Raw genomic sequence first — 12,263 nt, 5'->3', positions numbered from 1 at the left:
TATTAGCACCATTGATATTCTCCAGTTTATTATTCATAATTAAGAAATCAAAAAGACCTCTTAGATTTTCAGGAAGTTCAAAATTATCTAAGGTATAAACTTCTTTAGAATTAGCTTTTAAAGCAGGATAGACATACAACTTAACATTGTTACCAAACAAGGCGCCAAAGGCTTCCAATACCCCTCCTCTCAGATCGGTATAGTACTTCTCTTCGAAAACACGCTGAAGATTATAAATACCTAAGATGATACCAATCTTGCGGCCTCTTGTAATAGCCGAGAGATAGTCAACCAGCTTATAATACTCAGGGTAATTTGAGATCATTACATTTTGTCCTAGAGCACAGATAATATCAACCCTCGCTAAGAAATCAACATCATCAATTTCTCCGTCAGCTCTAAGATCATTAAGGGTTATCTCAGTTAGTACAACTATCTTAGATTTATCAACATCCGGTTCACGCTTAAAATGCCTTCTTGCTGTAAGCAGCATATCAACATTCACATGAGTTACAGGCCTGAACCTACCTCTTAACACGAGAACATTTTTCTTATAAAGTGCCTCAGATGGTTGTAATACATCAGCATTTGGCCCAAACATAGCTGCTCTGGTCAAACCATTCTTCACCAACTTCAAACTCATCAAACGGTTGTCAACATGAGCAAAATCAGGCCCATTTAGCCTAAACATATCAATACCGATTCTGCCATGTGCCAGCCCATCAACTAACGAAACAAGAAGTTCCTCAGGATCAGTAATAAAGAAGCATCCAAAAATCAGATTTACTCCAACAATACCGACCGCCTGTTGCTGAAGAAGCGCATCATTATCGCGCATCTTAATATGAAGAATACACTCATTATAATCACCGCCAGGTTTAGTTTGAAACCTCAGACCAATCCAGCCATGGGGTTTATTAGTACGCTCATAATTAAGAGCTTCCAACGTGTCTGCAAAAGCAAAAAAAGTAGTGTTTTCGGCTAGGTGAGGTAAACGCTCAAGAAGTAAACTATACTCATGTTCAAGCATCTTCTGCAGCCTGGGTTCGCAAACATACCTGTCGCTCATTCCATAGATAGCATCACTAAAACTCATATCATAGGCCGACATAGTTTTGGCTACTGTGCCTGATGCGCCTCCAGCTTTAAAGAAATTGGCTGCCACGTCCTGACCGGCTCCAATCTCTGCAAATGATCCGTAAATATCTCTCCTTAAATTGATTTGAAGAGCTTTTTCTTTAATTGTTAATTTGCGGAGTTCATTCATAGCTGATCTAATAACACCGTTTTAAGCTAATGTGTTTACCTGTTCAAATGTATAAGTTTTCAATTGTCTTTTGCACATATTTTTGACATTGATTTATACTTAATTAAATGACAGCATTACTTTTTATTAAAACCATTCTTTTCTATCTTTTCCAGTTATTAACTCACTTTTTTAAACCACTTGTCTTAGTATGGAAGTTTTAGACTTTATCACCTTACTTATTATCATGGCTGCTTTTTTCACATTGATCAATGTGAAATATCTAAAACTCCCATCGACAATAGGCCTGATGCTGCTTGCACTTGGTCTTTCCCTATTTATAATCGGTGGCGAATACGTTTTTAGCATGCTGAATAAGTTGGCAACCAACCTTATGACTGAGTATGATTTCTCTAAGGTACTCTTTCAGGTTATGCTTAGTTTCTTGCTTTTTGCAGGTGCACTTGATGTTAACCTCAATAAACTAGGCGAAGAGAAATGGCCAATTCTAATACTTGCAACAGTGGGGGTACTCATTTCAACTTTTATAGTGGGTGGAGCCATGTACCTGACTTTGCCTTACTTAGGTCTACCAATGGATTTTATTTACTGCTTGCTTTTCGGAGCATTAATCTCCCCTACCGATCCTATTGCAGTACTTGCTATGATCAAAAAGACAGTAGTATCTGAAAACTTAGAATCTCAAATTGCTGGTGAATCTTTATTCAATGACGGCATTGGAGTTGTTGTGTTTCTTTCAATTTTAGGCGTTGCCGCTGGTGGTGTTGAAAATTTTGAAGCTATAGAAGTTGTAAAACTTTTCGGAATTGAAGTAGTAGGTGGAATTGCCCTGGGAGCATTGTTGGGATATGTAGGTCTTCGCCTGTTGAAGATAATTGACAATGAGCATACTGAAATAGAAGTATTAGTTACGCTCTCCATGGTTCTTGGTGGCGCAAGCGTTGCAGATTTTTTACACGTATCTGGTCCACTAGCTATGGTAGTTATGGGATTATTTGTTGGAAGGAAAGGTCGGATTGCGAAAGTGGATGAAGATGCAGCCGGTGAGTATGTTTATAAGTTCTGGCATTTAATGGACGAAGCCATGAATGCCATACTTTTCATACTTATTGGCCTTCAGATAATTGTTATTAACTACGAAATGGATTACTTCTATGCAGCAGGTATTGCTATTGTAGCAGTGTTATTAGCGAGACTATTAGGAGTTGGCGTACCTCTTTCAATAATGAGAATAAAAAGGCACTTTCCTAAATACACCATAAGGATACTAACATGGAGTGGTTTGCGCGGTGGAATATCTGTTGCGCTGGCGTTATCTCTTTATAAGGAAAATCATGGGTTTTTAATTGACGCTAAGACTGTTGACATCATTATCACAATGACCTATTGTGTAGTTTTATTTTCAATAGTAGTGCAAGGCCTTACTGTAGATAAACTTTTCAAATTGGCTGCGAAAAATAATAAACAGGTAAAAGAAAGTGCCGATTAAATTAAATGTTGTAGTCAACGTGCCGGATGTGGATATTCCTTTTCTAATCCTGAAAAATTTATACATATTTACAGCCTGTTAAATTTTTATTAAATTATGGCTAATAGAGGAGGCTTTTCGAGTAAGCTTGGATTCATTATGGCTGCAGCAGGTTCTGCAGTTGGGTTGGGAAACATTTGGGGGTTCCCATATGAAGTTGGACAAGGTGGTGGTGCCGCATTTGTAGTTATCTACCTATTATTTTGTTTCATCCTCTGCTTCCCCGTTATGGTTACTGAAATAGCCATTGGTCGAAAAAGTCAAAAGAATGCAGTTGGCGCATTTGACTACCTCGGATTCAAAAAATGGAATATTGTTGGAAAGATGGGAATCCTTTGTGGTGTTCTAATTCTTTCATTTTATAATGTAATTGCCGGCTGGGCTTTTGGTTACATCTTTGAAATGGCAGTAGGTAATTTTGATATCGCCAACCACTTCAGTGAGTTTATAGTTGATGTATTTAAAGTAGGTGCATACGGCTTTGTTTTTATGGCTACTACTGCTTATGTAGTATCAAAAGGTATTTCTGGTGGTATTGAGAAAGCAGCTAAGCTTTTGATGCCTACACTACTATTCCTGATCGTTTCTCTTGTTATCTATTCTTTGACACTTGAAAATGCTATGGCTGGTGTTAAATTCTATTTGGTGCCAGATTTCTCTGAGCTTAATGGAAAGGTAATTTATAACGCTATGGGACAGGCCTTTTTCTCACTCTCTTTAGGAATGGGGGCTTTGATAACTTATGGAAGTTATGTTGGCAAAAATGACAACATCGTATCATCTGCAGCATTAATCACTCTCACCGATGTCGGTATAGCTTTAATTGCTGGTTTGATGATCTTCCCTCTTATCGGATACATGACTGAAGGTGCTATGACTGATGTTGGCCGTGGACCAGCACTAATATTCGTAACTCTTCCTCAAATCTTTGGAACAATTGGCGGAACCCTTGGCGCTGTTGTAGGTACAACCTTCTTTATACTGTTATGCTTTGCTGCACTGACGTCTACAGTATCATTATTAGAGGTGCCTGTATCTTATATTGTTGACGAGAAAAATATAAAGAGAAGTAAAGCTGTTTGGCTAGTTGCAGGACTTATTTACTTAATAGGAATCCCTTCTTTATTAGGAAATGGTTATTCAGAATTCTTCTCAAACTTTATTACTTATGTAGGTGCAGAAAGTGCTACAGACTTCTTATCATTCGTTGGTCACGTGGCTAATGACACATTGTTACCACTTGGTGGATGCTTAATAGCATTCTTTGCTGGTCATGTTTGGAAGAAAGCTAACCTTGATGAAGAACTCGCTCAGGGAGCACCTGGATACAAAGGTTCATTTATTCAGAAGTATCTGAACTTCGCAGTTAGCTATCTTTCTCCAATTGTATTGGGGACTTTATTTGTACTTACTGTGCTGGGTACCTTCTTCGGAATAAACCTGATCTAAGGGTAGAATGCTAAAAGAAAACAATTAAGAGGCTTGAAACTTTGTTTCAGCCTCTTTTTTTAATTCTTTCCATTCAGGCTGAGTAGGAATTTTACCTTCATCAAAAAGGTTAATTAACCAACTTACAATTTCCTGATTGTAGCCAAACTGATCTACCAGATCATTACAGAACTCAATCTCAGAGTCCTCCACAATACCATCAGCATAGACCATCATGATCACATCATACAGCTGATCCATTTTTTCATCATGGTTATCTGGTATATGAAGATCATTTTTCTTGTTACTTCTTAATAAGCTTGCAATTTGACGATCCTTTAAACCGTATTTATCACCAATTTTGTAAATAAGTTTTTCCTCATCAGGGTGAAGGTGACCGTCAGCCTTAGCTAAAGAAATAAGATTTTTAAGGTGATTCTTCTTAAAAGAAAGATATTGATGTTCAAAAAAGCCGATCATATTATTAAGTTAATATTATGTTTTCCACAAACGTCTAGTTAGAGCTATCACCTCATCAAGGTCACTTTTCTTCAACTCAAGTCGCTCAGCGATATTTAGACAAAGGTCATACTCCTTATCTTCAATATCTCCATCAACCATTGACATAAACACTACATCAGCTAGTTGTTCTTCACGGTCATCCATGTCATCAGGAACAACAAAATCCAACTCCGTTGGGTTTTTCAATATTCTGGTAACATCTTCCGCAGGCAAACCAAGCTCCTCAGCACGCTCTTCCAAAAACTCCTTTTCTTCTTCTTCAAAATGGCCATCTGCATAAGCAACTGACACTAGATTTTGAAAGTGCTCCAATTTAATATTTCTCAAGGAAATCGATTTAAATAAGATAAATAAGCTCTAAATACTAAAAGTAATAAAATTACCTCAATAATTGAATGATTGTCAAGCGCTTAAAACAGATTTATCTTACTACTGCTTCCTCAGAATTCAAATAATCAATGATCAAGCTGCTAGCTCCTAGTATTGGAGCGCTTTGGTTTTGCAGGCCTGAAGGTAGAACCTGCACTTTGCCCTTGTAGATAGGCATAAGTGTTTCTTCTAAATATTTTCTGGTTGGTGAGAATATTAAATCTCCCGCCAAAGAAAGTCCTCCAAATAAGAATATAGCTTCAGGATCAGTATGAGCCACAGTATCAGCCAGTTTAGCACCTAGCACCTGCCCAGTATATTCAAAAGCATCCTTAGCAACCAAATCGCCACGTAATGCTGACTCGGCTATCATTTTGGTTGATAAATCATGGAAGCTTATGCCTCTTAGTTCACTGTCTTCCATATGATCTGCTAACATCTTGTAGACAGTCCTTTTTATACCTGTTGCTGATACATAAGTTTCCAAACATCCTCTCCTACCACAGCCGCATTGTCTTCCTCTTGGGTTAATGATTACGTGCCCCAACTCAGCTGCGAAGCCATCATGTCCGTGTACTAACTTACCGTTGCAAACAATACCAGCACCCAGCCCGGTACCCAAAGTAATCACAATAAAGTCGTTCATCTTTTTGGCATTGCCATAGATCATCTCGCCCATGGCTGCAGCATTCGCATCATTTGTAACAAGAACAGGCACATCAAAATCTTCTCTGATAATGTCCACAATAGGAATAACACCTTTCCAATTAAGATTTGGAGCATGTTCAATAGTACCTCGGTAATAATTTGCATTTGGAGCACCTATTCCTATGCCTATGATTTTCCCGTTATTTCCTACTTTATCAACACCTACTCTTATTGAATCAGAAAGCTCCTTGATAAAGTCTCTAAAATCCTCATGGGTTTGGGTAGGTATTTTTGATTGATAAAGAACCTTTCCATCTAGATCAACCAAACCGAATTTCGTAGATGTCCCTCCTATGTCTATACCCACTATTAACTCAATCATGACAAATTATATCTTTTGTTTAAATGATATTGAACCAAATCGTTTATCGGTTCTTTTATTATTTTACCAACTTCTATACCCTTCTCTTTTGCTACTTCTTTCAAAATATCTGAAAAGAAATACGCAATAGAACCTGTAAAGTGTGTTCTCACAGATTCATATTTACTAAACTTTGTTACATACAAATCCATAAACTCGCCCATACCCCTTGTTATCATTTCAATAAAAAAAGGATGTTCCTTGTACTCCTGAATGAATTTCATGAATGAGGCCAAATAAACGTTTGGATAAGGCTTCATATATACATTTTCAAGAATTTCATCTTTGGTAAGATGAAATTGCTCCGTAAAAGCCTTATCAAGATCCTTTGGCAATGTTTTGTATAAGTATGCATGAAGCAATTGGCGACCATAACTTGAGCCTCCGCCTTCATCACCCAAAACATAATCTAATGCTGGTGTTTCTTGTCGAACTATATCTCCATCAAAGTAACAAGCGTTAGAACCTGTACCTAATATGCAAGATATTGATCCAACGCCTTCATATGTAGCCAATGCAGAAGCCACAATATCATGGTTTACATAATATTGACTTTTAGGAAAGGCTCTCGTAAAAGCTCTTGAAATGACGTTCTGAAAGTTCTTACTTCCACAGCCAGCGCTATAGATGTAGGCAACTTCCATCTTCTTATCTTTTAGCTCAGGAATGGATGTAAATAGCTGATATATCTCCTCCTCATTATGGAAAATAGGGTTCAGCCCTCCAGTGCTAAAAAAACCAATGGTTTTTTCATCTTCAATGAGCTGCCAGTCGCACTTGCTCGATCCGCTGATGCCAACTAGTACCATTAAATTGAGAGTATCTTAGAGATTCTTAATGCTTCTGGTTCTATCTCATGATTTTTAACCATGGTAGATTCGAAATCATTGTAAACTGTAATGCCATTTTGAATACCAACCATCACATCTGTTTTACCAGCCATGATACCTTCCACCGCATACACTCCCATTTTACTGGCCAATACTCGATCAAAGTAAGTTGGAGATCCACCGCGTTGCAAATGGCCTAATATGGTCACTTTAGTATCATAATAAGGGAATCGTTTGTGAACCTCTTCTGCAATTTGAAGAGCATTCCCCAATTTACCACCTTCAGCAACTACTACAAGACTCGAGCTCTTTTTGCTTTCCACACCCTTATCCAGCTTAGCTACTAGCTGGTCAATTGTCATTTCATCTTCCGGAATGATAATCGCGGCAGCTCCCCCGGCTATCCCCGAATTGATGGCAATATAACCAGAGTCTCTACCCATAACCTCGATGAAAAACAATCGGTTATGCGAAAGTGCGGTATCTCTAATTTTATCTACTGCATCTACAACCGTATTAGTGGCTGTATCATACCCTATGGTAAAATCAGTGCCTGGCAAGTCATTATCTATAGTACCAGGAATACAAATAACAGGCATTTTATGCTCTAAATAGAAATTATGAAGGCCTGTGAATGTTCCATCGCCACCAATGGCAACAAGGGCATCTATGCCTTTTTTCTTAAGATGATCACAAGCCTTTTGACGACCTTCTTTAGTTCGAAACTCATCACTTCTTGCTGATTTCAGGATAGTACCACCTCTTTGAATAATATTGCCAACTGAACGTGCATCCAATTCCTCAATATCCCCTTCAATCATACCCTCATATCCGCGATAAATACCGTATATCTTCTTATTGTAATAAATGCTTGTTCTTACCACCGCTCTTATCGCTGCATTCATTCCTGGAGCGTCTCCTCCTGAGGTAAAAACTGCAATATTATTAATCTCTTTACTCATTAAGTCAAGGTTATTTTTTTGCTAAAATTAATGAAGATAACAATGCAATAACCATGAATTTGTACTGAATTTCAAGTAAAAATGGCAATTCTATTGGCGCAATCGATTGAAATGAATTCAATGAATGAAAATAATTTTCAGCCTTGTTGCAAAGGTTTTTGCACAAATGTTGAGAGCAGCGAATAGATTATATTACTCAGCTAATTGAGTTAAGAAGAGAAGTGTTATGATGTTCGTTAAAAGCGGTTAAAGTGTTAACAAGGCTGCACCAAATACACCAGCACTATCTCCTAACTTAGGAGCAATGATGTGAGTGTCGAATCGTGTATTAAAAGTGAACTCCTTGGCCTTTTCAACCCCCTCTGTATAAATGCTTGTTATGTTGCCTACCCCACCACCTATAACAATCACTTCAGGGTCTAAAGTATTAATGATTGTTGATATGCCTATACCAAAGAAATGATGTAAGCGATCAATAGTGTCCTTAGCATATTTATCAGTAGCCAGATCAGCTACTATATTTTTTAACTTCTTCTTAGATCCGCTTACCGACTCATAAAATCGCTCAAGCGATGGTCCTGACAGTATGGTTTCAACGCAACCAGATTTACCACAATAACATGGTCCGCCTGAAGTATCAAGAAAATTATGCCCCCACTCACCTGCTATGCCCTGAAAACCTTTAACCACCTTACCATTCACCACTACGCCACCTCCAACTCCTGTGCCCATGATAACACCAAATACAACTTCTGCGTTTGGTGCTATATCCTGAACGCTACCTAATTTTGCTTCAGCAAGAGCAAAGCAATTAGCATCATTAGCAATAACAACTTCCTTTTCAAGTACACTTATTAAATCTTCTAAAAAAGGTTTGTGATTAAGGCTGGTTGAATTACTATTCTTAAGAAGCCCTGTATGCGGATCTATTGCACCCGGAGTACCAATGCCGAGCACTTCGCATTGAGCACCTGTTTCCTTTTCCATAAGGTCAACAAGAATCTTTATTCTTGAAAGGACATGATCATAACCTTTATCACCTTCGGTATCAATCCTGTTTCTGAAGATTATTTTATTGAAATCATTCCGATCAATTATAACTCCTTCAATCTTTGTTCCACCAAGGTCAATACCCCATAGATAATTATCTGCGCTCATATACTCAATACTTTAAATAATGCCTAATTACGTAAATTCACTCGCTACTTCCAATTCCTTATTTAACCATTCTTTCTCCTGCTCTATCCTAGCCTTATCCCAATTAAAACATTTCGTCATATGATCTAAAACGGACTCTTTCAACTTCTCAATGGTCTTAATATTGAAAAACAATCTGCCAGTTCTTCTTTCGAAAAAATCTAAAACAGAGAGGACACATTCATTTTCAATCGTCCATTGCAACTCCGCAAGCGCTAAAACTATTTCAGCATCCTTTTCGTTAATTACATCTGAAATAGTTAAAATCTCATCTGTCTGTTTCCCATAATTACCCACTAAATACTCAGCATAATACGGATCTAACCCCTTTGCAATAACCCTTTGCTTAACTGTGGATTCATATGATCTAACTTCTTTGGCATTTTTGAAGGTGCCCCCTGTAAGTATAAGATTCTCGGTTATACAAGGACCAATAATACGATGACCCTTCTCAGAAAGTCTTTTACTAAGCTTGTCAATGATTCTTTCTGCCATTTTTCTATAACCTGTCAGTTTTCCCCCTGCTATAGACAACAAGCCACTTTCTGACTCAAAAATCTCATCTTTTCTAGACAATTGAGAGGCAGACTTACCCTCTTCCTCTATTAACGGCCTTAAGCCTGCCCAACTTGATTCTACATCATCAATATCAAGCTGAATATCCGGAAAAATATGTTTTACCCCATCAATCAAATATTGAACATCCTTCCTCGCCGTTCTCACATCATCCAAGTCACCAAAATAATCTGTATCAGTAGTGCCAACATAAGTAACGCGATCTCTGGGAATGGCAAAAATCATTCTGCCATCAGGCACATCAAAGTATACAGACTGTTTAACCGGAAATTTTTCATACGGCAAAACAATATGCACTCCTTTAGTAGGGTGAAGTTTTTTCCCACTCAGCGATTTATTCTTTTCTCTGAGCTTATCAACCCAAGGCCCCGCAGCACTAATCGTATAAGACGCATGAGATTCAAAGGTTTTTCCCGTAAGATGATCAAGACACTTAATGCCACTCACTTTGCCGTTATCATTATAGGTAAAATCTGTAGCCTCGACATAATTAATAATATGCGCACCTTTTTGTACCGCTGTTTTTAATACTTCTATGGTCAGTCTTGCGTCATCAGTACGGTATTCAGCATAAATACCTCCTCCTTCAATTTTTTCATCATGAAGAAGAGGCTCCTTCTCCATCGTCTCTTCTTTCGTTAGCATTTTACGCTGATCTACCTTCTCAACACCTGCCAACACATCATAAACCATTAACCCCACTGAAGTCATGATTTTACCATAAGTGCCGTCTTTTATCAATGGTAAGAGCATTCTCTCAGACTTTACCAGATGAGGAGCAAGATGGTGTACTATGGCTCTCTCATGACCAACTTCACGAACCAGAGCTATTTCAAATTGCTTTAGGTATCTCAGCCCTCCATGTATAAGTTTGGTGGATTTGCTACTTGTTCCAGAGGCAAAATCACTTTTTTCCACTAGCGCCACTTTCAAACCTCTGGATACTGCATCTAAGGCAATACCTGCACCTGTAATACCTCCTCCAATTATGATTAAGTCATATTTTTCAGACATTAGGTGTTCTACCAGTACATCTCTATTTCGCGCATCGAATAAATTCATTATTCTTTATCTAACCAGTTAAATGTTCTTTTAACAGCATTTTGCCATTGTCCGTACCGTTTCTTCCTTTTTTCATCAGGCCAGTTGGGCTTATATACCTTATCAACATCTTGTATAGACTGAAGTTTATTTTTATCGAATAATTTTGCACCATACCCTGCTAGTAGCGCTGCTCCTAAAGCAGTCGATTCTGTAAATGCAGGCCTAACAACTCCTACACCAAGCAAATCGGCCTGAAACTGCATCAAATAATTATTGGCAACTGCTCCACCATCTACCTTCAGCTCTTCTAATGTTATTCCACTATCCTTTTGCATGGCATCTAAAATATCCTTAGTCTGAAAGGCCATTGACTCAACAGCTGCTTTAGCCAAATGCGCAGGATTAGTATCTCTGGTTAAACCAAAAATAGCCCCGCGGGAGTATTGATCCCAATAAGGCGCTCCCAGACCAGTAAATGCCGGCACCATTATTACATCTTCATTATCTCTCACACTTTCAGCCATAGCTTCAGTTTCGTCTGCCGATTTTATAAGCCCTAAGCCATCCCTTAGCCACTGAACTACGGCTCCTGCTATAAACACGCTACCTTCGAGTGCATATATTATTTCACCATCAATACCATAAGCTATTGTACTCAATAGTCCATTTTTAGACTTACAAACCTCTTTACCAGTATTCATGAGCATAAAACAGCCTGTACCATAGGTGTTTTTAGCCATGCCCGGCTCCAAACAAGTCTGACCAAATAATGCTGCCTGCTGGTCTCCTGCTATCCCATGAATTGGAATTTTCACCCCTTTGTATTCCCAATCGCCAAAATGATCGGCCGAAGATTTGACTTCCGGAAGCATAGACGCTGGAACATCCAGCATTTCCAAAAGCTTAGCATCCCACTTCAATGATTTGATATTGTACATCAAGGTTCTACTGGCGTTAGTACAATCAGTAACGTGCTTTTCGCCTTTGGTAAGTTTCCATACCAGCAATGAATCCACAGTGCCGAATTTAAGATTACCATGTGCGGCACTTTCTTTGGCTCCATCAACATTGTTTAATATCCAATTAACCTTAGTACCCGAAAAGTAGGAATCCAGGACTAAGCCCGTGTTTTCGGAAACATAAGGTTCATATCCCTCCGCTTTAAGCTTATCACAAAATCCTGATGTCCTTTTATCCTGCCAGACAATAGCTTTATAAACTGCCTTGCCTGTGTTTTTGTCCCATACAATTGCTGTCTCTCGCTGATTAGTAATGCCAACAGCAGCTATATCAGCCGGGTTAATACTATTATTTTCAATCAGATCAATCAGTACTTTACTTTGTGAGGACCATATCTCTTCGGGATCATGTTCTACCCATCCTGATTTAGGAAAATACTGTTTAAATTCCTGCTGCTCCATAGCTACCATTTTTGCATTTGAATCAAACAAAACGGCTCTGGAACTTGTGG

Annotated in this window: 11 protein-coding genes; 2 read left to right on the top strand and 9 right to left on the bottom strand. The window is 38.4% G+C overall.

Features of this window, described 5'->3' with window-relative positions:
* The coding region (locus E1140_RS05790; protein ID WP_155180153.1) for a TonB-dependent receptor at positions 1–1,267 on the bottom strand (1,267 nt) is incomplete at its 3' end.
* 190 nt (positions 1,268–1,457) lie between these two features.
* On the opposite strand from E1140_RS05790, the gene E1140_RS05785 reads away from it, so the two are divergent.
* Both E1140_RS05785 and E1140_RS05780 read left to right on the top strand, forming a co-directional pair.
* Complete coding sequence (locus tag E1140_RS05785; RefSeq protein WP_155180150.1) at positions 1,458–2,756, top strand: cation:proton antiporter; 1,299 nt, start codon at positions 1,458–1,460, stop codon at positions 2,754–2,756.
* A 96-nt stretch (positions 2,757–2,852) separates the two neighbouring features.
* A complete protein-coding gene (locus E1140_RS05780; RefSeq protein WP_155180147.1) occupies positions 2,853–4,244 on the top strand; it encodes a sodium-dependent transporter in 1,392 nt (463 codons plus the stop codon).
* A 24-nt stretch (positions 4,245–4,268) separates the two neighbouring features.
* Here the strand turns inward: E1140_RS05780 and E1140_RS05775 are convergent, their stop codons facing one another.
* The 8 genes from E1140_RS05775 to glpK all read right to left on the bottom strand — a co-directional run.
* Positions 4,269–4,703, bottom strand: a complete 435-nt coding sequence (locus E1140_RS05775; RefSeq protein WP_155180145.1) for a tellurite resistance TerB family protein — start codon at positions 4,701–4,703, stop codon at positions 4,269–4,271.
* 15 nt (positions 4,704–4,718) lie between these two features.
* Positions 4,719–5,072 carry a TerB family tellurite resistance protein gene (locus E1140_RS05770; protein WP_155180143.1) on the bottom strand — a complete coding sequence of 118 codons (354 nt, stop codon included), beginning with the start codon at positions 5,070–5,072 and terminating at the stop codon, positions 4,719–4,721.
* Between the two features lie 94 nt (positions 5,073–5,166).
* Positions 5,167–6,144 carry an ROK family protein gene (locus E1140_RS05765; RefSeq protein ID WP_155180139.1) on the bottom strand — a complete coding sequence of 326 codons (978 nt, stop codon included), beginning with the start codon at positions 6,142–6,144 and terminating at the stop codon, positions 5,167–5,169.
* Complete coding sequence (locus tag E1140_RS05760) at positions 6,141–6,992, bottom strand: hypothetical protein (RefSeq protein WP_155180136.1); 852 nt, start codon at positions 6,990–6,992, stop codon at positions 6,141–6,143. Before E1140_RS05760 ends, E1140_RS05765 begins: the two co-directional genes overlap by 4 nt.
* Positions 6,992–7,975 carry a 6-phosphofructokinase gene (pfkA, locus tag E1140_RS05755; protein WP_155180133.1) on the bottom strand — a complete coding sequence of 328 codons (984 nt, stop codon included), beginning with the start codon at positions 7,973–7,975 and terminating at the stop codon, positions 6,992–6,994. The genes E1140_RS05760 and pfkA overlap by 1 nt, the downstream gene beginning before the upstream one ends.
* Positions 7,976–8,221: 246 nt before the next feature.
* A complete protein-coding gene (locus tag E1140_RS05750) occupies positions 8,222–9,133 on the bottom strand; it encodes an ROK family protein (RefSeq protein WP_155180129.1) in 912 nt (303 codons plus the stop codon).
* Between the two features lie 27 nt (positions 9,134–9,160).
* A complete protein-coding gene (locus E1140_RS05745) occupies positions 9,161–10,810 on the bottom strand; it encodes a glycerol-3-phosphate dehydrogenase/oxidase (protein WP_155180126.1) in 1,650 nt (549 codons plus the stop codon).
* A partial coding sequence (gene glpK, locus E1140_RS05740; protein WP_155180123.1) for a glycerol kinase GlpK occupies positions 10,810–12,263 on the bottom strand: 1,454 nt, incomplete at its 5' end. The genes glpK and E1140_RS05745, both read right to left, overlap by 1 nt.

The organism is Fulvivirga lutimaris (assembly GCF_009711525.1).
Lineage (GTDB): Bacteria > Bacteroidota > Bacteroidia > Cytophagales > Cyclobacteriaceae > Fulvivirga > Fulvivirga lutimaris.
The sequence above is the reverse complement of the archived record's forward strand: the minus strand, read 5'-3'. Positions and strand labels throughout refer to the sequence as shown.